This window comes from Halopseudomonas sp. L-58 (assembly GCF_056859475.1).
The window spans coordinates 34,390-52,979 of sequence record NZ_JBSXON010000075.1; the positions used below are offsets into that span (position 1 = coordinate 34,390).

Consider the following 18,590-nt stretch of genomic DNA (forward strand, 5'->3'; position numbering starts at 1 on the left):
TCCTAAATCAGAAACTGCCGTACTTTTTCCAGCGCCTCGAACAACCGGTCCACATCGGCTCTGGTGTTGTAGAACGCCAAGCTGGCCCGCACAGTACCCGGAATACCAAACTGCTCCATGATCGGCTGCGCGCAATGATTGCCGGTTCGCACCGCAACGCCCTGCTGATCCAGCAACATACCCACGTCATTGGGGTGCGCGCCCTCCAGCAGAAAGCTCATGACGCTGGTCTTGTGCGCGGAGGTGCCAACCAGGCGAATACCGGGCGTTGCCCGTGCACGCTCTTCGGCATAGGTCAGCAGCGCCTGCTCGTGGGCGGCGGCGCCGACACGATCAAGCTGATTGAGGTAGTCGATCGCCGCGCCAAAAGCGATCACGCCGGCAATATCCGGGGTACCCGCTTCAAACTTGTAGGGAAGCTGGTTGAAGGTAGTGCCGGCAAAGCTGACGGTTTCGATCATTTCACCGCCGCCCTGGTAAGGCGGCATGGCTTCGAGCAACGCACGCTTGCCGTACAGCACACCCAGACCGGTCGGGCCGAACAGTTTGTGCGCGGAGAAAACATAAAAATCACAATCCAGCGCCTGCACATCGACTGGCCAGTGGCTGACGGCTTGCGCCCCGTCAATCAGCACCAGCGCGCCGGCAGCATGGGCCAGACGCACTATATCGGCAACCGGGTTAACAGTGCCGAGGGCGTTGGACACATGGCCACAGGCAACCAGCCTGACACGCTCATCCAGCATCGACTCCAGCGCTGCCATATCCAGAGTGCCGGCAGCATCCACCGGAATCGGCTCAACGCAGGCACCCTTCTCCGCCGCTATAAGCTGCCAGGGCACGATATTGGAATGGTGCTCCATCGCCGACACCAGCACGCGGTCACCGGCCTGCAAATTGGCCCGCCCCCAACTGGACGCCACCAGATTGATGCTCTCGGTGGTGCCTCGGGTCCAGATTACCTGGCGCGCCTCGGGTGCGTTGATAAACGCGGCAACCTTGGCCCGTGCGGCCTCGAACTTCTGTGTCGCCCGATCTGCCAGCGCGTGAGCACCGCGATGAACGTTGCTGTTGTCCTGCTCGTAGTAGTCGACCAGCGCCTGAATCACCGCGCGCGGCTTCTGCGTGGTCGCGGCGTTATCCAGATACACCAGTGGGTGGCCGTTGACCTCCTGATTCAGGATCGGAAAGTCGGCACGCACGCGCTCGGCGTCGAACGGCAACGGTTTGACCAGGTCATTCATAACCGATCTGCCCTACCATCTCGCTTGGGCGGCCGAACAGCGACACCAGACGCGGACGCAGATAATCCTGCACCGCCTGCTCCGGCACCTGGTTTAGCAGCTCATTGATAAAGCCAAAGCTCAGCATGGTGATGGCATCCGCCTTGGTTACGCCGCGGCTCTGCAGGTAATAAAGCGAGGTTTCGTCCAGCTGACTGATGGTCGCGCCGTGGGCGCAACGTACGTCGTCGGCGTAGATTTCCAGCTCGGGCTTGGTATTGATCTCGGCCGTGCGGGACGTGAGCAGGTTCTTGTTACTCAGTTCGGCCAGCGTTTTCTGCGCCTGCGGATGAATATGAATCCGGCCATTGAATACCGCCTTGGCCGAGTCACCAATAATCCCGCGGAATACCTCATTGCTGGTGCAATGCGGCACGCAATGCTCAACATTGGTGTGATAGTCGATCACCTGGCGGTTGCGCGGCAAGTAGACGCCGTTCAGATCCAGATGCGCGCCCTCGCCCAGCATGTTGACCTGATAGTCGATGCGCTTCAGGCGGCTGCCCTGGGCCAGGGTAAAGCCGTGGAAGCGCGCATCGCGCTGCAGGTTCACATGCACACCACCGACGTGCAGCAGGTCTTCCTGCTCCAGGTTGATGCGGTAATGCTGGACCTGCGCGTTGTTACCAACCACAACCTCGGTCAGGCTGTTGACGAAGCCATTCTGGCTGGCACTGTCAGAGGCGTAATGCTCAATCAGCTCGGCCTGAGCGTTGTCTTCCAGAACCACCAGCACGCGTTGGCTGGCCGCGACCGGATTCGCCTGCGGCGTAGACACATTGACGATATAGACCGGCTTTTCCAGCTTCTGACCGCCGGCAACGTGCAGCAGCACGCCATCTGCGGCCCAGGCGTTGCTCAGGGCGGCAAACAAGTGACGCTCGCTGTCGACGACCTTGCCCAGATGCTGCTGAATCAATGCCTGCTGTTCGGTATTGGCATCGGCGAAACGCACGACGCCGGCTGGCAAGGCACTGGAGCGCGCGGCGTTGAAGCGACCGTTGACAAAAACCAGACGGATAGCGTCCAGCTCGATCTGCTCTACGGCGTCCAGCGCGACGTCATCAGACTCACTGCTCCAACCAAGCTGTTCGCATTGCTGCAGCGGAGCCAGAGAAATGTACTTCCAGTGTTCGGTCTTGCGGCCAGGCCAGGCTGCAGCTGCCCAGGTGCTGGCACCCTGCTGGCGCAGCGCTGCGAGCCATGCCGGCGTCTGCTGCTCGGCGGCAAGCTCCAAGGCCGTCTGTTGAAAATCAGTCATGGGTCAGACCACCTCGTTTTCGAGCCAACCGTAACCCTTGGCTTCCAGCTCCAGCGCCAGGCTCTTGTCGCCGGATTTGACGATGCGACCGCCGGCCAGGACGTGAACGTAATCGGGCACGATGTAATCCAGCAGACGTTGATAGTGCGTCACCACCAGGAAGCTGCGCTTGCCGTCACGCATTGCATTGACGCCATCGGCAACCACCTGCAGGGCATCGATATCCAGGCCGGAGTCGGTCTCGTCGAGAATGCACAGATCCGGTTCCAGCAGCATCATCTGCATGATCTCGTTGCGCTTCTTCTCACCGCCGGAAAACCCTTCGTTCACACCGCGCTTCAGGAAACTGGCGTCCAGGTTGACTCGCTTGCAGGTTTCGCGCGCCAGCTTGAGGAAGTCAACCGAGGAGATTTCGTCCAGCCCCTGATGCTTGCGCTTGGCATCAACAGCCGCCTTGAGAAATTCCATGTTGCTGACGCCAGGGATCTCCACCGGATACTGGAACGCAAGGAACAGGCCTTCGCGTGCACGCTCTTCGGTTTCCATTTCCAGCAGGTCGTGCCCCTTGAAGGTCACGCTGCCGGCTGTGGCTTCGTAACCGGGCCGGCCGGAAAGCACGTTGCCCATAGTGCTCTTGCCCGAACCGTTGGGCCCCATGATGGCGTGAACTTCGCCCGGTTTGACCTCGATGGACAGCCCTTTAAGGATATCCTTCTCTTCAACTTTCGCGTGCAAGTCTTTGATATTTAGCATCATTTATGCCTGATAAATTACTTTAACCGTTTCGAGCTGCGCCAGCCGGCGATCAACCCACAGAACCTTCGAGACTGACTTCAAGCAGCTTGCCGGCTTCCACCGCAAACTCCATGGGCAGCTCCTTGAACACCTCGCGGCAGAAGCCGTTGACGATCATCGAGACCGCCTTTTCGGCATCGAGGCCACGCTGCTGGCACAGGAACAACTGGTCATCGCTGACCTTTGAGGTTGTTGCCTCGTGCTCCACAACGGCGCTTGGGTTCTTGCTTTCGATATACGGGAAGGTATGCGCGCCGCAGCGATCACCAATCAGCAGCGAGTCACACTGGGTATAATTTCGCGCACCATCAGCACCCGGGTTAATACGCACCAGGCCACGATAGGCACTGTCGCTGCGGCCGGCAGAAATACCTTTGGCAACAATCGTCGAGCGGGTATTCTTGCCAAGATGGATCATCTTGGTACCGGTATCGGCCTGCTGGAAATTGTTGGTCAGGGCTACCGAGTAGAATTCGCCAACGCTGTTGTCGCCCTTGAGGATGCAGCTGGGGTACTTCCAGGTGACGGCAGAGCCGGTTTCAACCTGAGTCCAAGAAATCTTCGCGTTGGTGTGGGCCACGCCCCGCTTGGTCACGAAGTTGTAGATCCCGCCCTTGCCTTCTGCGTTACCCGGATACCAGTTCTGAACGGTGGAGTACTTGATCTGCGCGTTATCCAGCGCAACCAGCTCGACAACCGCCGCGTGCAGCTGGTTCTCGTCACGCATCGGCGCGGTACAGCCTTCCAGGTAGCTGACGTAGGAGCCCTCATCCGCAACGATAAGGGTGCGCTCGAACTGCCCGGTGTTCATCTCATTGATGCGGAAATAGGTCGACAGCTCCATCGGGCAGCGAACGCCCTTGGGGATATAGACGAAGGAACCGTCGGAGAATACGGCTGAGTTCAGCGCAGCGTAGAAGTTGTCCTTCTGCGGCACGACGCTGCCCAGATACTGCTTGATCAGCTCCGGGTACTTGTGAACAGCCTCGCTGATCGGGCAGAAAATAACGCCCGCTTCCAGTAGCTTCTCCCGGAAGGTGGTAACGACCGAAACCGAGTCAAAGACTGCGTCAACGGCTACACCCGCGAGCATCTCCTGCTCGTGCAGGGGAATACCCAGCTTTTCGTAGGTGGCCAGCAGCTCCGGGTCTACTTCATCGAGACTCTTGGGCTTGCTGTCCATGCTCTTGGGCGCGGAATAATAGGAGACCGCCTGGAAGTCGATTTCCGGGTAATGCACATGGGCCCAGGTTGGCTCTTCCATCTCCTGCCAGGAGCGGAATGCCTTGAGCCGCCACTCGAGCAGCCATTCAGGCTCGCCTTTCTTGGCAGAAATGAACCGGATAACGTCTTCATTCAGTCCAGGAGGCAGGGTTTCGGACTCGATGGACGAATGAAATCCCGCCGCGTAGTCCTTCCTGATCAGGCTTTCGACTTCTTCAGTCACGGTATCACCTCAATCTTGCAACCTGCGCCAGAAGCGAGGCCGCTACTTCTTGATTCAGGCACGCATCCGCCCGCGGGCGCTGCGTGCATGGAGAGTTCTGTGACTCTTTAGATAATGCGCTCAAGCGCGCTGACTGTGCTGCGTACTTTGGATACACAATGATCCTGGCGCGAACTGACGCGCTGGATGTCTTCGCGTGACACCAGATCTGCCAGACTGATCTCGTCCAGAAACTGTCGCAGCCTTGCACTCAGATCGGACCAGAGATGATGCGTCAGACACACTGCGCCATCCTGACAGTCGCCCTTTCCAAGGCAACGGGTGGCATCCATCGAGTCGTTCACGGCCTCGACAATCTGCGCAACACTGATGGCTGCAGCCCCACCCGCCAGTCGGTAACCGCCGCCGGGGCCACGAACACTCTCGACCAGCTTGCCACGACGCAACTTGGCAAACAGCTGTTCAAGGTAGGAGATGGAGACGCCCTGACGCATGGAAATGTCTGCCAGCGTGATGGGCCCCTGGTCCTCGTGTAACGCCAGATCCAGCATGGCTGTGACGGCGTAACGACCTTTGGTGGTCAATCGCATAGACGCTCTCGAGCGGATGAATTCACCGCGCCACTATGCAATATCCAAGCAATTCAGTCAAGTATTCGACAGGTATAAGCCGCCGCATTATAAAGGGATGCGTTCTGTATCGAAAGACGACAACACGGCGTCACTTACACTGCTTCACAAGAAATCTGCTGAAGCGCCGCCAGCGACAATGCTATGGTGCGATGTTTATGCACTACACCAATAACAAGGAGCCATGCAGAATGAGCCATTACCAGCAGTTCTACATCAACGGCAACTGGGTTGCGCCCAAAGGCACTCAAACCCTGGACGTCATCAACCCCGCCACCGAAGAAGCCGTTGCCACTATCGCCCTCGGCAATAAGGAAGACGTGGATCTCGCCGTTGCTGCCGCCAAGGCCGCATTTGAAAGCTACTCCCAGACTACTCGCGAAGAGCGCATTGCCCTGCTCGAGCGCGTCATCGAGGTTTTCAAGAAGCGCATGGGTGATGTTGCCACTGCCATCTCCCAGGAAATGGGCGCGCCGGCCAAGCTGGCCAAGGTTGCGCAGGCTCCCTCAGGGCTGGGCCACTTTGTTACCGCGCTTGCCGCACTCAAGGAATTCGAATTCGAAGAAACCATTGGCACTACCCTGGTAACCAAGGAGCCGATCGGTGTCTGCGGCCTGATCACCCCCTGGAACTGGCCGATGAACCAACTGACCTGCAAGGTCGCACCGGCGCTGGCTACCGGCTGCACCATGGTGCTCAAGCCTTCCGAGGTTGCGCCGCTGTCGGCACTGGTCCTTGCCGAGATCCTGGACGAAGCCGGCGTACCGGCGGGCGTGTTCAACCTGGTCAACGGTGACGGCCCGACCGTCGGCGCGGCCATGTCGGCTCACCCGGATATCGACATGATGTCATTCACCGGCTCCACTGCGGCAGGCCGCCAGGTCATGACCAACGGCGCACAAACCATCAAGCGAGTCGCGCTGGAGCTGGGCGGCAAGTCGGCCAACATCCTGCTCGACGACGTCAATTTCGAGAAGATGGTCGCCCACGGTGTCATGTCCTGCATGAACAACAGTGGCCAGTCCTGCAACGCACCCACGCGCATGCTGGTACCCAATAGCCGCATGGATGAGGTCGCAGCCATTGCCCAGGCCGTTGTCGCCAAGGTCAAGGCCGGCGACCCGAACGCTGAAGACACCGTCATCGGCCCGGTTGTATCCAAGGCCCAGTGGACCAAGATTCAGGACCTGATCACTGCCGGCATAGAAGAAGGTGCCAAGGTCATCGCTGGCGGCCCGGGCCGTCCGGAAGGTCTGGATAAGGGTTACTACGTCAAGCCGACCATCTTCAGCCATGTAAACAACGAAATGACCATCGCCCGCGAAGAGATCTTCGGTCCGGTGCTGTCGATCATCGGCTACGAAGACGAAGACGATGCAGTACGCATTGCCAACGACACCCGCTACGGTCTGTCCGGCTATGTGTCTTCCGGCGATCTGGACCGGGCTCGCAAGGTTGCCCGCCGCATCCGTACCGGCATGGTCCACCTCAATGGTGCCCAGCTTGACCCGCGTGCCCCGTTCGGTGGCTACAAGGAGTCGGGTAACGGCCGTGAATGGGGCCATTACGGTTTCGAGGACTTCCTTGAAGTGAAATCGATCTTCGGTTACCACCAGGCCTGATATTCCCGGGCCGAAAACAAAAACCCCTCCGCCCACCAGGGCAGAGGGGTTTTTTATTTCCTGCATCACAGCGGGGCGCAAACACCCCGCTGTGACAGAGTCTAGCGACTCAACTCAACCAGCAGCGCGTTGAGACGACGGACATAGGCCGCCGGATCATTGAGCGACTCGCCGGCAGCCAGAGCGGCCTGATCAAACAGAATTCGACTCAGATCAGCGAAGCGCTCCTCGTCCTGCTCGGCGTCCAGACGGTCAAGCAGCGGGTGCGAAGGGTTGATCTCCAGGATCGGCTTGCTGTCCGGCGCCTTCTGCCCGGTGGCTTCCAGAATGCGCCGCATTTGCAGACCCATGTCGTCCTCATTGATCACCAGCACTGCCGGCGAGTCGGTCAGGCGATGGGAGACGCGCACCTCTTGCAGGTCATCCTTGAGCACCTCCTGGATACGCTTGACCAGATCGGCCTTCTCTTGCGCAGCCTTCTCCTGCTCCTGCTTATCTTCTTCAGCCTCGAGCTTGCCAAGATCTAGGTCGCCACGCGCGACATCGACAAACTGCTTGCCCTTGTACTCGTTCAAGTGGCTCATCAGCCACTCGTCAATGCGATCAGTCAGCAGCAGCACCTCGATGCCTTTCTTGCGGAAGATCTCCAGGTGCGGGCTGTTCTTGACCTGTGCATAGCGCTCGCCAGTCAGATAGTAGATCTTGTCCTGCCCCTCTACCATGCGCTCGATATAGGTATCCAGGCTGACCACTTCGCTGTCATCGCTCTGGGTGGTTGAGGCAAAGCGCAGCAAACCGGCGATTTTCTCACGGTTGGCGAAATCCTCAGCCGGGCCTTCCTTCATCACGCTGCCAAAGGCCTTCCAGAAAGTTGCGTACTGCTCAGGCTCCTTCTTCGCCATCTTCTCCAGCATATCGAGCACGCGCTTGGTCAGCGCTGACTTCATGCTGTCGATGGCCGGATCTTTTTGCAGAATTTCGCGTGATACGTTCAGCGACAGGTCATTGGAGTCGACCACACCCTTGATGAAGCGCAGATACAGCGGCAGGAACTGCTCTGCGTCATCCATGATAAACACCCGCTGCACGTACAGCTTCAGCCCACGCGGAGCCTCACGCTGATACAGATCGAACGGCGCACGACCCGGCACATACAGCAGACTGGTGTACTCCAGCTTGCCCTCGACCTTGTTGTGACTCCAGCTCAGTGGATCTTCGAAGTCATGGGCAACGTGCTTGTAGAACGCCTTGTACTCATCATCCGACACCTCGGTGCGCGGACGGGTCCAGAGCGCGCTGGCGCGGTTGACGCTTTCCCACTCGAGTTCGGCAGGCGCATCCTTTTCGTCGCCAAAATGCTGCTTGGGCAGCTCAATCGGCAGGGAAATATGATCGGAATACTTGGTAATCACATTGCGCAGACGGAAGCCGTCGGCGAATTCCTTCTCGGCTGCCTTCAGGTGCAGAACGATGCGGGTGCCGCGCTCGGGCTTTTCGATAGTGGCGATGCTGAACTCACCTTCACCGGCCGACTCCCAGTGCACCCCCTCCTCTGCCGCCAGCCCCGCACGGCGGGTAAACACCTCGACCTTGTCAGCGACGATAAAGGCACTGTAGAAACCGACACCAAACTGGCCAATCAGTTGAGAGTCCTTCTTCTGATCACCGGTCAACTGCTGCATAAAGGCCGCAGTACCCGACTTGGCGATAGTCCCCAGGTGATCGATGACCTCCTGACGCGACATACCGATGCCGTTGTCTTCAATAGTCAGGGTATTGGCTGCCGAATCAGCGCTGATACGAATACGCAGGTCGGGCTGATCTTCGAGCAGCGCGGGAGCGGCAATAGCCTCGAATCGCAACTTGTCTGCGGCATCCGATGCGTTGGAAATCAGCTCTCGCAGGAAGATTTCCTTGTTCGAGTACATCGAATGAATCATGAGGTGCAGTAGCTGCTTGACCTCAGTCTGGAAGCCGAGTGTTTCCTTATGAGCGTCCACGGTCATAACGAAGTGTCTCCATTGATGCTGTTCATGGCGAGCCGGCCAGTCCGGCGATGCATCAAGAGATGGGGACAATCCGATTATTTTCAAGGCCCTGCGGAAAGTTTAGCGGGCCTGTCAGCGCGTGGGGCGCGACTCGATTCGTGCGACATCCTCGGGATGGAACTGAAAGTCGACCTGATTGGCACCCTGAGGGAGCGCCAAAACGATTCGCCGGTCATCGGTAACCGCCTTTAGTACCCCCTCGAACTCCCGTCCACCGGTCGTCAGCACCCGGGCAGGCCTGCCGACGAAACCAGCCGGATTCTCAAGCAGTGTCTGCAGACTCAGCTCCTGCCAACCGACTGGCTGCATCGGCATCGGAGCAGGCTCGACCTTGACCGGCTCTGGCTGGCCGGAGGTCTTGCCCAGCCATTCCGGGCGCTCATCAAGCAGACTATGGCCGCCAAGGCGAGTAGCATAGGCCGCAGGAAGGTGCAGGTGGACGGTCATATCAGCCTGTTTTGCCCCGGCCGGCGCAAGCGAGATACTCAGGCTGTAGCCGGACGAAATCCGCTGAAGGCCCGGCGCAGAGAGCGCGCCGGTATACCATTGAATCACCAGCTCGGGCCACGGACCATCGTCACCGGGCAACAGGTCGATGGCAGTTCCCTGCAGTAGCGAGGGTGCCTGATCAAAACGCACAACCAGCGAGCGCAGCGTTCGATTGCCGGTGGCCGTTTCGGCGAACACCAGTTGATCACCCCGCCAGTAGACCTGATCGGGCAGGAACGGTTGCCCCATCAGCGTTCCGCTGAGGGCCATGTCGGTCGGAGAAGCAGACCAGTTGCCACTGAACAATCGCTCGAAGCGCTCGGGCTCATCGCGATAGAGCAGCGCCACCCCCGCCGTGAACGACACAAGGGCCAACACCATCAACACCCTTGGCAGCACCGGGTAACCGCGCCCGCGCACCAGCGGCGTCACCACCGGCACCAGGGTTGCCAGCATTAGCGGCCCCGGGCCAAGGCCCAGGCTGGCAAACACCAGCCAGGCCCAGGAAACAGCCAGCGCTACCACTCCACCCAGAATCAATAAGGCTTCCATGTCGCCCGAATCGCTCCCGATTATGTGTCTAGTCCAGCTTGAAGTGCGCCCGCGCAGTGGCGATGGGTTCACTGGAGTGCGTTTGCCAGGCAGTAATCGCGACGTTGCCGACCCGCCTGCCCTGCCGCCAGACCTGGCAGGTAGCATAAGTATCACGGTACAAGCCGGCACGCAGGTAATCCACCGAAAAATCGATGATTTTAGGAAACACTTCACTGTTCATGAACATCATCAGATGGAGCATTGCAGACTGCTCCATAAAGCCGGCAATCACGCCCCCATGAAGCGCCGGAAGAACCGGGTTGCCGATGTTAATGTCCTGACGGGGAAGCGTGAAGAACGCTTCGTTGCCCAAACGCGTCACCTGCATGCCGATCATGCGGGCGTAGGGAATCAGCTCGACCAGCGCACTGTAGTCACCGGTCTCGTGGGAACGAGTAATTATCTGCTGCACCTGCTGCTCACTCAAACTCATGCGTCCCCCTGATCGATCCGCTTGCCAAGATCTGCCGGATCGACGGCCTTGCCCATCCGCATGAAGGTACCAACAACATGGGCAATCGGCTGTTCGCGGTCATCCTGATAGGCAATACCCCGGGTAAAAATAACTGTCGGAGTCACCCGATAGCATTCGGCAAAACCGAAAATCGGCTTGCCCGGTTCCGCCGGATGCATGTAGTCAATCCGCAGATCCAGGGTCGGACAGATTTCAAATTCGGGCAGATAACAGACGGTAGAAATACCGCAACAGGTATCCATGAGCGTTGTAATGGCACCGCCGTGAATAACACCGGTTACCGGGTTTCCTACTATCTGATCACTGTAGGGAAGACGCAGCACCAGGCCATCCTCATCAGCCCGCTCCACCGTCATCTGCAAATGCTGGCAGTGGCGCAGTACGGACAGAAAATTGCGCGCGCGCAGTTCTATTTCACTCATCGACAATACGACCCCGGGATGAATACTCGATAAAGCCGAGCATAGTACCCAGAACGTGAACTAGACTCCATAAGTTGGTCTCGGATTGAACTTTGGCGCACACCGACAGCACTAACCCGTTGAATCCACTGATCTGCAGGAGAGTTCAGATGAATAGCAAAGGGTATGTTGCCGCGGCACTGGCGTTGACTGCCAGTCTTTGGCTGACGGGTTGCCAGCAGGAGCCCGAGGACAAGCTTGAGGATGCGAAGCAGGAAATGTCTGACGCGGTAGACAGCGTAGGTGAAGCTGTCGAAAGCACAGGCGAGGCCATAGAGCAGAAAGCCCAAGAAGCACAATAAGAAGGGGCAAGGGTACTGCCCTGACTATCAAGGAGAGAAGCAATGAAGAAAGTAGCTGCCGCAGTGATGTTGATGGCGAGCGTAGGCCTGATGGCCGGTTGCCAGGAGAGCCCGGAAGACAAGATGGAGGACGCACGCGAGTCCATGTCTGATGCCGTAGACAGCATGCAGGAGGCCGCAGGTGATGTAGCCGACGCCACCGAGCAGAAAGCGCAGGAAATGACCGGTAACGAGCCGACCGCCGGCGAGGTGCTGGAACAGAAGGTTGAAGCAGCCGGTGATCAGGTTGAGCAAGCCTACGACGCGACCAGGGAAAACGTCGAGCAGGCGTACGACGCGACCAAGGACAATGTTGAGCAGGCGTACGATGCATCCGCCGACTACATTGAGGAAAAGGCAGACGCAGTTCAGGATGCGGCTACCGACTCCAAAAACGAGATGGAGAAAGCCATGGAGGAGTAACAACTCTGTGGTGCAGGCATGCCTCCCGGCATGCCTGTCTACCCCGCCCTCAGGCCAGCGCGGGGACCAGCAGAAGGCCCAGACAGCAGACAAAGCCTACGATCCAGACCAGACTGCGCAACGTCGCCTGATTCATGAGATACAGTGCACTGTAGACAATCCTGCAGGCAATAAAAAGCAGGCACAGCAGATTGGCAAGGCTGCCAGCGGTTCCCGTTACCTGTACTACCAGCACCCCTGCCGCAAACAGCGGAAACGCCTCAATCATATTCTGATGAGACGCCAGCGCACGTGCACCCCAGCCGGTCAATGCCGCCTGCTGAGCACGCGGATGCGCGTTGTCATACCCCTTCCCCGAACGCCCCTGCGCAATGGCGACCGGGACTTTGGTAAACACCAGCAGTAACGCTGCGACAAACAAACACCACAGAGGCACACTCATTCCGTTTTCTCCATTTGTGCGGACGGGGGTATCGGCGCCGGGCTGAACATCATGATATGCAGCACGTCCGAATGAAACTCACGGCGATACAGTACCACCACCACACCGGCAACGGTCAAAATGAAGAGCAGCGGATTGATGAACCAGGTAAGCGTTCCCAGAGCAAAGTAGTAGGAACGAAGACCAAGGTTGAATTCATTGCCTGCCATGGACAGCACCCGGGCCATGCGCTCGGCGTAGGCATTGCGCTCTGCCTCGGTGACATTCTTCTCGCCTAGCAGTGGCGCTGAGCCCAGCAGCACCGAGGCAAAGTTGTACTGGCGCATACCCCAGGAGAAGGTAAAAAACGCATAGACAAAGATCGCCGTCAGTACCAGAAGCTTGAGCTCGAATATCTCGCGCCCAACCTGGGCAACAAAGGGCAGTTCGTGCAACAGCACAACAGCCTTGTCTGACGCCCCGATAACAGTAATCAGACCCGCGAGTATCAGCAGGGTACTGGACGCGAAAAATGACGTGTTTCGCTCCAGATTACCAATCACGCTGGCATCAGCCATGCGTTGCTCACGCATCAGCAGACGGTTCATCCAGTCTCGACGATACAGGTGCAGCACAGTAGCCAGACACGCGGTGTCGCGGCCCTTGCGCAACGCATAGTAGGTGTAGCCAACCCAGCAGAGCAAAAACCAGCTGATCGCCAGCAGATTGATCCAAAGACTTCCCGCATCCGGAATCGACAGCATTACCTCTCCTCAGATACCACCGCTAATACCTGCAATAGAGCGGCATCACCGCCCCGCCTGTTGCTGATGCAGACTGCCGTGGCGCAGATACTCGACGAGTATAGCGGCCAACAGGGTTACAGCGACCGGCAACAACCAGCCAAGACTCTGATCCGACAGCGGCAATGCATCGATCCAGGCGCCCGCACTGCTGATCAGACCGGCCGCCTTCAAACCGTCAATCACACCAAACACCAAGGTGACCAGCATGACCGGCCGCATCAGATTCTGCGGACGCGCCATCCCTGCACACAGCAGACTCATGCAAACCAGCGCGATCGCCAGCGGGTACAGACCAACCAGCACAGGGATGGACACACTGATCAGGCTGTCCAGACCCTGATTGGCAACCGCCATGCTGAACAGGCCAAACACCCAGACGACGGCCCGATAACTGAGCGGCAGCAAGCGACTGAAATACTCGCCGCAGGCTGTCAGCAAGCCAACGGCCGTTGTCAGGCACGCCAGAATAATTACCAGGGCCAACAACGCACTGCCTGCAACACCAAAACGGTGCTGAACATAGGACGCCAGAATCTGCCCGCCATTGACGCCCTCACCGACCAGTGCGCCACTGGTCGCGCCCAGATAAAACAGAGCCAGATACACCATCGACAAGCCGGCAGCGGCAATAACGGCAGCCAGCACGGTATAACGGGTAATCAGACGCGTCTCGCTGACCTGGCGGTCACGAATCGCCGTGGTAATTACGATACCGAACACCAGAGCACCGAGCGTGTCCATGGTCAGATAGCCCTGCAAAAACCCCTGAATCAGTGGCGCAGAGCGATACTGCTCGGAGGGTGCGTGCATTTGACCAGCGGGAAAAAGGAGCGCGGCAACCCCCAGCATCAGCAACCCCAGCAGCAGTACCGGAGTGATGTACTTACCGATGCGATCAACCAGTTGACCCGGCTTCAGAGCCAGAAAGATGACGACCGAGAAGTACACGATCGAATAGCCGAGCAAGGCCTGCCAACCATCCTGGACAAAAGGCACCACACCGATCTGATAGGAGACGACAGCAGTCCGCGGCGTAGCAAACAACGGCCCGATCGCGAGATACACGAGAACGCTCAGCAGCACACCGGCCACGCGCCCAAGGGGGCCGGTGAGCTGAGCCAGACCACCTCCAACCCGAGCCAGTGCAATCAGCGTCAACAGCGGCAGGCCAACAGCGGTAATCAGAAAACCAAAGGCCGTTGGCCAGATATTTTCGCCGGCAGCGAGGCCCGCACCGGGCGGAAAGATTACGTTGCCCGCACCGAGAAACAGTGCAAAGGTCATGAAGCCGAGGGCGAGTACATCAATGGGTGTAAGTTGTTTGGTCATAGATTTGAGTTTGACTGTTCGTTGTACGAGTGACTGATCCCTGTACCCTCGAACCTGAATTTAAGCCCAGGACGCTACCGACAACCGTCGGCAGACCAGATAGTCGTGGGAATCCGAAACCGGTCAAAAACCAGGTCCCGTATGTTTTTGGCGGCGAATTCTACCCTGTTCTGCACTACTGCATCGAACAAACCTGCCGGGCGGTAATCGCTGGCCTCGCAACCATCCAGCGTCTGAGCCGGGCCGAGCGTACCGCCGATCTGCCAGCCGCCCTGCTCGTCTTCAAACCAGATTCGGCCAAAGGGTGGCTGCTCTGTGAACTCGCGTCCCAGTACAACAAAAGCGGACTGGCCGGTGACCTCCAGTTGCAAGGCCCAAATCAGACACGCGTTATTATCAGCTACCTGAGCACTGCAGCCGGCCAGCAGCGGTTCATCACCCAACCTTTCCAGCAGCGCAGAAGGTACAGTGCTCGTACGGGGGAACACCGGTAGCGAAGCAACCTGCTCATGCAACCGGCTGCGATTTTCGCGCATGCGCCCAAGCATCTGCAGAGCCATGGCCGAGCGGCGCGCCGCCCCGCTATCGCTCTCACTCGCCTCGCGGGCAAGCGACGTCAGCGCCACCACACCGTAGTTGCCACCTTGCCAGGCCAGAAAGTTGACCAACGCCTGATCGTCTCCGCCCGACACATCCAGTCGCGCCATCTGACTGTTTACGCTCAAACGTCTTGGATCAAGCGGGCCTCCGAGCAGCAACAGTATCGCGAGCACCGTGACTACCGCAGCAACAACATTGGTCGCGGGCATCAGCGAGCCTGGATAACGGCCGCGCAGCGCGACAAGTGCATCCAGTACGTAACCGCCCACAAGCAACCCGACAATCAACGTAACCACCATTGCCCAGACACGCTCCGGCGTCAGACCGTACTGACTGATACGCAAACTGAGCGAATAACCGGCCACTGCCACCATCGGCAGCAACACCAGCTTGCCCAGCGCCGTTAACGTGCGCATCGCGCGCCCTCCAGCCACCGGCTCGGCGCCGCCTCGCGACGCCAGGTTGAGCAGTAGCAGGCTGAGCACCACAAACCACAGCAACAGACTGGCAGCACGACCGGTGGAGAGCAGTCGCTCGATGCCCTGTACGCCCCAGCTGCCGACAAACCCGATCCCCAGCAGCGCAGCCAAGGGATACAACCAACCGCAAAGCTGCCTCGCACGCAGATAAATAAAGTCAGCTACCCGATTTATGCGAACGACTACCGACACTGCGTGGGCGAACACCAGCGTACTCAGAGGTATTGAAAACCACGCTTGCTCAATCAGATCCGCGAGAAAGGTCAACGCCACCAGCTTGAACAATCCTGCAGCAGACGCCAGGACGCCCCAGAACAGCGCAAGAACCAGCGCAGCCTGCGCAAGAATCAGCGCGTTACGGAGCAAGGCGTCAACCCAACGAGCGTAATCTACTCGCCAGCGATCACGCGATATGAGTGCCAGTGCGGGAACCAGCAGGAACGCCGCCACAAAAAAGATCAAGGCAGGCCCAAGGTAGTCCCCTACCTGCGACGGCGACCAACCGGCAGCAGTCTCGGCATGTCGACGCAAGCTGCCGGTCGTAAGGCCCTGATGCAGACCAACCAGTGCGGCAGCCAGCGCTACGCCAATACTCAGCAGCCAGCGCCGCACCGCAATCGCCTCACTGGCGCAGTAAAAACTCAGCGGCAGAAAGACCATTACCATGAACAGCGGGATATAGGCGGCAGCATGGGTTGCCGGCCAGACATGCAACTCGGCCGACTGGTATAACCCGTATGCGAGCATGGCCTGCAGCGCCCCTGCCATAAGATGCAGAACGCTAATCCGGTCAAATACCTTCATGTGACTCATATCCTGCGACCCATGTGCCCCGGCACACAGCGATGTGGGAAAGCATGGCAGATAAAACAAAACCCCGCCGAAGCGGGGTTCTGTCACTACCGTTGACCAATGAAAATTACTTCATGGTCCAGCCAGTCAGTTCAGCCAGCGCTGCGCCGATGTCGGCCAGCGAGCGAACAGTTTTCACGCCAGCGTCTTCCAGAGCAGCAAACTTCTCGTCTGCAGTACCCTTGCCGCCGGAGATGATCGCACCAGCGTGACCCATACGCTTGCCTGCCGGAGCAGTAACACCAGCGATGTAGGATACAACCGGCTTGGTGACGTTGGCCTTGATGAACGCAGCCGCTTCTTCTTCAGCGCTACCGCCGATCTCACCGATCATGACGATCGCTTCGGTCTTCGGATCTTCCTGGAACATCTTCAGGATGTCGATGAAGTTGGAGCCCGGGATCGGGTCGCCACCGATACCGACGCAAGTGGACTGACCGAAGCCGGCGTCAGTAGTCTGCTTGACCGCTTCATAGGTCAGGGTACCGGAACGGGAAACGATACCGACTTTGCCCGGCAGGTGGATGTGACCCGGCATGATACCGATCTTGCACTCGCCGGGGGTGATGACACCCGGGCAGTTCGGGCCGATCAGGCGCACGCCCAGCTCGTCACACTTGACCTTGGCGTCCAGCATGTCGAGAGTCGGGATGCCTTCGGTGATGCAGACAATCAGCTTGATGCCGCTGTTGGCCGCTTCAAGGATGGAGTCCTTGCAGAACGGAGCCGGAACGTAGATCACGCTGGCTTCGGCGCCAGTTGCCTCAACAGCTTCAGCAACGGTGTTGAACACCGGCAGGCCCAGGTGAGTAGTGCCACCTTTGCCCGGAGTAACGCCACCAACCATCTTGGTGCCGTAGGCAATCGCCTGCTCGGAGTGGAAAGTACCCTGCGAGCCGGTGAAGCCCTGGCAGATGACCTTGGTGTCTTTGTTGATCAGGATGCTCATTATTTACCCTCCGCGGCCTTGACGACTTGCTGGGCAGCGTCGGTCAGACTGGTTGCAGCGATGATGTTCAGGCCACTCTCGGCCAATACCTTGGCGCCGAGATCGGCGTTGTTGCCTTCCAGACGAACAACAACCGGTACCTTGACGCCTACTTCTTTAACGGCGCCGATGATGCCTTCAGCAATCATGTCGCAGCGTACGATACCGCCGAAGATGTTAACCAGAACCGCTTGTACGTTGGAGTCGGACAGGATGATCTTGAACGCTTCGGTAACGCGCTCTTTGGTCGCGCCGCCGCCCACGTCCAGGAAGTTGGCAGGCTTGCCGCCGTGCAGGTTGACGATGTCCATGGTACCCATGGCCAGACCGGCGCCGTTGACCATGCAGCCGATGTTGCCTTCCAGAGCAACGTAGTTCAGTTCGAACTTGGCAGCGTGGGCTTCACGCGGATCGTCCTGGGACGGATCGTGCATGGCGCGCAGCTTGGGCTGACGGTACATGGCGTTGCCGTCGATGTTGATCTTGGCGTCCAGGCAATGCAGGTTGCCGTCTTCCTTGATCACCAGCGGATTGATTTCCAGCAGCGCCAGGTCGTAGTCGGCGAACAGCTTGCCAAGGCCTACGAAAATGTTGGTGAACTGCTTGATCTGGTCGCCTTCGAGGCCCAGCTTGAATGCCAGCTCACGGCCCTGATAGGGCTGCGGGCCAACCAGCGGGTCGATGGTAGCTTTCAGGATCTTCTCAGGCGTCTCTTCCGCAACCTTCTCGATCTCGACACCACCTTCGGTGGAGGCCATGAAGACGATACGGCGAGTGGAACGATCAACTACCGCGCCCAGGTACAGTTCCTTGGCGATGTCGGTGCAGGACTCAACCAGAATCTTGCTGACCGGCTGACCATTGGCATCAGTCTGGTAAGTAACCAGACGCTGACCCAGCCACTTCTCGGCGAAGGCTTTTGCATCTTCCTTGCTCTTGACCAGCTTTACACCGCCGGCTTTACCGCGGCCACCAGCGTGAACCTGAGCCTTGACGACCCACATATCGCCGCCAATCTTGTCACAGGCTTCAGCCGCTTCTTCCGGAGTGTCGACAGCAAAACCCTTGGATACTGGAAGGCCGTATTCAGCGAACAGCTGCTTCCCCTGATATTCGTGAAGATTCATGCTTTTCTACCGTTTTGATCGTGTAGGAATTACGTTTTATAGCCACTGTCCTAGGGGACCGTAACCACCAATGCCGTTCTGCCGGAGACCTGCTGACCCGCACATGTCTCATCCTTTACA

The 18,590-nt window shown here is 58.5% G+C and carries 18 protein-coding genes; 3 read left to right on the plus strand and 15 right to left on the minus strand.

All coding sequences use genetic code 11. The features are described 5' to 3' along the window. Window positions 1–2 precede the first annotated feature (2 nt). The 5 genes from AC13EY_RS14575 to iscR form a co-directional block, all read right to left on the minus strand. Entirely contained in the window at window positions 3–1,244 is a 1,242-nt protein-coding gene (locus AC13EY_RS14575; RefSeq protein ID WP_482876408.1) for an aminotransferase class V-fold PLP-dependent enzyme, read from the minus strand. Continuing rightward, the gene (sufD, locus tag AC13EY_RS14580; RefSeq protein ID WP_228247155.1) at window positions 1,237–2,544 is read right to left on the minus strand and encodes a Fe-S cluster assembly protein SufD; all 1,308 of its coding nucleotides are present in this window, start codon (window positions 2,542–2,544) and stop codon (window positions 1,237–1,239) included. The genes AC13EY_RS14575 and sufD overlap by 8 nt, the downstream gene beginning before the upstream one ends. A gap of 3 nt (window positions 2,545–2,547) precedes the next feature. Next, window positions 2,548–3,297 carry a Fe-S cluster assembly ATPase SufC gene (gene sufC, locus AC13EY_RS14585; RefSeq protein WP_088274133.1) on the minus strand — a complete coding sequence of 250 codons (750 nt, stop codon included), beginning with the start codon at window positions 3,295–3,297 and terminating at the stop codon, window positions 2,548–2,550. A gap of 52 nt (window positions 3,298–3,349) precedes the next feature. Next, window positions 3,350–4,786, minus strand: a complete 1,437-nt coding sequence (sufB, locus tag AC13EY_RS14590; RefSeq protein WP_228247156.1) for a Fe-S cluster assembly protein SufB — start codon at window positions 4,784–4,786, stop codon at window positions 3,350–3,352. 107 nt (window positions 4,787–4,893) lie between these two features. Next, a complete protein-coding gene (gene iscR / locus AC13EY_RS14595) occupies window positions 4,894–5,376 on the minus strand; it encodes a Fe-S cluster assembly transcriptional regulator IscR (RefSeq protein WP_228247157.1) in 483 nt (160 codons plus the stop codon). A 230-nt stretch (window positions 5,377–5,606) separates the two neighbouring features. Between iscR and AC13EY_RS14600 the strand changes: the two genes are divergently transcribed. After that, complete coding sequence (locus AC13EY_RS14600; RefSeq protein ID WP_228247158.1) at window positions 5,607–7,037, plus strand: aldehyde dehydrogenase family protein; 1,431 nt, start codon at window positions 5,607–5,609, stop codon at window positions 7,035–7,037. 101 nt (window positions 7,038–7,138) lie between these two features. Here the strand turns inward: AC13EY_RS14600 and htpG are convergent, their stop codons facing one another. The 4 genes from htpG to AC13EY_RS14620 all read right to left on the minus strand — a co-directional run bounded on the left by htpG (window position 7,139) and on the right by AC13EY_RS14620 (window position 11,065). Further along, the gene (gene htpG / locus AC13EY_RS14605; RefSeq protein ID WP_228247159.1) at window positions 7,139–9,043 is read right to left on the minus strand and encodes a molecular chaperone HtpG; all 1,905 of its coding nucleotides are present in this window, start codon (window positions 9,041–9,043) and stop codon (window positions 7,139–7,141) included. Between the two features lie 114 nt (window positions 9,044–9,157). After that, entirely contained in the window at window positions 9,158–10,126 is a 969-nt protein-coding gene (locus tag AC13EY_RS14610) for a hypothetical protein (protein ID WP_228247160.1), read from the minus strand. Window positions 10,127–10,154: 28 nt separating this feature from the next. Further along, on the minus strand, window positions 10,155–10,595 hold the full coding sequence (locus AC13EY_RS14615) for a PaaI family thioesterase (protein WP_172409643.1): 441 nt from the start codon (window positions 10,593–10,595) through the stop codon (window positions 10,155–10,157). A 2-nt stretch (window positions 10,596–10,597) separates the two neighbouring features. Continuing rightward, window positions 10,598–11,065 carry a PaaI family thioesterase gene (locus AC13EY_RS14620; RefSeq protein WP_228247161.1) on the minus strand — a complete coding sequence of 156 codons (468 nt, stop codon included), beginning with the start codon at window positions 11,063–11,065 and terminating at the stop codon, window positions 10,598–10,600. Window positions 11,066–11,214: 149 nt separating this feature from the next. Here AC13EY_RS14620 and AC13EY_RS14625 point away from each other — a divergent pair, with 149 nt between their 5' ends. Beyond that, complete coding sequence (locus AC13EY_RS14625; RefSeq protein ID WP_228247162.1) at window positions 11,215–11,406, plus strand: hypothetical protein; 192 nt, start codon at window positions 11,215–11,217, stop codon at window positions 11,404–11,406. A gap of 42 nt (window positions 11,407–11,448) precedes the next feature. Beyond that, the gene (locus AC13EY_RS14630) at window positions 11,449–11,868 is read left to right on the plus strand and encodes a hypothetical protein (protein WP_228247163.1); all 420 of its coding nucleotides are present in this window, start codon (window positions 11,449–11,451) and stop codon (window positions 11,866–11,868) included. Between the two features lie 49 nt (window positions 11,869–11,917). On the opposite strand, the gene AC13EY_RS14635 is transcribed toward AC13EY_RS14630, so the two are convergent. From AC13EY_RS14635 to sucC, 6 genes are all read right to left on the minus strand, one after another. Continuing rightward, complete coding sequence (locus tag AC13EY_RS14635) at window positions 11,918–12,310, minus strand: MAPEG family protein (RefSeq protein ID WP_228247164.1); 393 nt, start codon at window positions 12,308–12,310, stop codon at window positions 11,918–11,920. Next, entirely contained in the window at window positions 12,307–13,053 is a 747-nt protein-coding gene (locus tag AC13EY_RS14640; protein WP_228247165.1) for a DUF599 domain-containing protein, read from the minus strand. Before AC13EY_RS14640 ends, AC13EY_RS14635 begins: the two co-directional genes overlap by 4 nt. Window positions 13,054–13,098: 45 nt before the next feature. Beyond that, on the minus strand, window positions 13,099–14,424 hold the full coding sequence (gene brnQ / locus AC13EY_RS14645) for a branched-chain amino acid transport system II carrier protein (RefSeq protein ID WP_228247166.1): 1,326 nt from the start codon (window positions 14,422–14,424) through the stop codon (window positions 13,099–13,101). A 74-nt stretch (window positions 14,425–14,498) separates the two neighbouring features. Beyond that, window positions 14,499–16,307 (minus strand): DUF4153 domain-containing protein, encoded by a 1,809-nt coding sequence (locus AC13EY_RS14650; protein ID WP_228247167.1) that lies wholly within the window; start codon window positions 16,305–16,307, stop codon window positions 14,499–14,501. Between the two features lie 115 nt (window positions 16,308–16,422). Then, window positions 16,423–17,304: a succinate--CoA ligase subunit alpha gene (gene sucD, locus AC13EY_RS14655; protein ID WP_088274120.1), complete on the minus strand. Its 882-nt coding sequence runs from the start codon at window positions 17,302–17,304 to the stop codon at window positions 16,423–16,425. After that, the gene (gene sucC, locus AC13EY_RS14660) at window positions 17,304–18,470 is read right to left on the minus strand and encodes an ADP-forming succinate--CoA ligase subunit beta (protein WP_088274119.1); all 1,167 of its coding nucleotides are present in this window, start codon (window positions 18,468–18,470) and stop codon (window positions 17,304–17,306) included. Before sucC ends, sucD begins: the two co-directional genes overlap by 1 nt. Window positions 18,471–18,590 lie beyond the last annotated feature (120 nt).

What these genes read in the sequence shown, in the direction of transcription:
- AC13EY_RS14575 (WP_482876408.1), bottom strand. Translation starts at nt 1,244, where the DNA reads ATGAATGACCTGGTCAAACCGTTGCCGTTCGACGCCGAGCGCGTGCGT.
- sufD (WP_228247155.1), bottom strand. Translation starts at nt 2,544, where the DNA reads ATGACTGATTTTCAACAGACGGCCTTGGAGCTTGCCGCCGAGCAGCAG.
- sufC (WP_088274133.1), bottom strand. Translation starts at nt 3,297, where the DNA reads ATGCTAAATATCAAAGACTTGCACGCGAAAGTTGAAGAGAAGGATATC.
- iscR (WP_228247157.1), bottom strand. Translation starts at nt 5,376, where the DNA reads ATGCGATTGACCACCAAAGGTCGTTACGCCGTCACAGCCATGCTGGAT.
- AC13EY_RS14600 (WP_228247158.1), top strand. Translation starts at nt 5,607, where the DNA reads ATGAGCCATTACCAGCAGTTCTACATCAACGGCAACTGGGTTGCGCCC.
- htpG (WP_228247159.1), bottom strand. Translation starts at nt 9,043, where the DNA reads ATGACCGTGGACGCTCATAAGGAAACACTCGGCTTCCAGACTGAGGTC.
- AC13EY_RS14610 (WP_228247160.1), bottom strand. Translation starts at nt 10,126, where the DNA reads ATGGAAGCCTTATTGATTCTGGGTGGAGTGGTAGCGCTGGCTGTTTCC.
- AC13EY_RS14620 (WP_228247161.1), bottom strand. Translation starts at nt 11,065, where the DNA reads ATGAGTGAAATAGAACTGCGCGCGCGCAATTTTCTGTCCGTACTGCGC.
- AC13EY_RS14625 (WP_228247162.1), top strand. Translation starts at nt 11,215, where the DNA reads ATGAATAGCAAAGGGTATGTTGCCGCGGCACTGGCGTTGACTGCCAGT.
- AC13EY_RS14630 (WP_228247163.1), top strand. Translation starts at nt 11,449, where the DNA reads ATGAAGAAAGTAGCTGCCGCAGTGATGTTGATGGCGAGCGTAGGCCTG.
- AC13EY_RS14635 (WP_228247164.1), bottom strand. Translation starts at nt 12,310, where the DNA reads ATGAGTGTGCCTCTGTGGTGTTTGTTTGTCGCAGCGTTACTGCTGGTG.
- AC13EY_RS14640 (WP_228247165.1), bottom strand. Translation starts at nt 13,053, where the DNA reads ATGCTGTCGATTCCGGATGCGGGAAGTCTTTGGATCAATCTGCTGGCG.
- brnQ (WP_228247166.1), bottom strand. Translation starts at nt 14,424, where the DNA reads ATGACCAAACAACTTACACCCATTGATGTACTCGCCCTCGGCTTCATG.
- AC13EY_RS14650 (WP_228247167.1), bottom strand. Translation starts at nt 16,307, where the DNA reads ATGAAGGTATTTGACCGGATTAGCGTTCTGCATCTTATGGCAGGGGCG.
- sucD (WP_088274120.1), bottom strand. Translation starts at nt 17,304, where the DNA reads ATGAGCATCCTGATCAACAAAGACACCAAGGTCATCTGCCAGGGCTTC.
- sucC (WP_088274119.1), bottom strand. Translation starts at nt 18,470, where the DNA reads ATGAATCTTCACGAATATCAGGGGAAGCAGCTGTTCGCTGAATACGGC.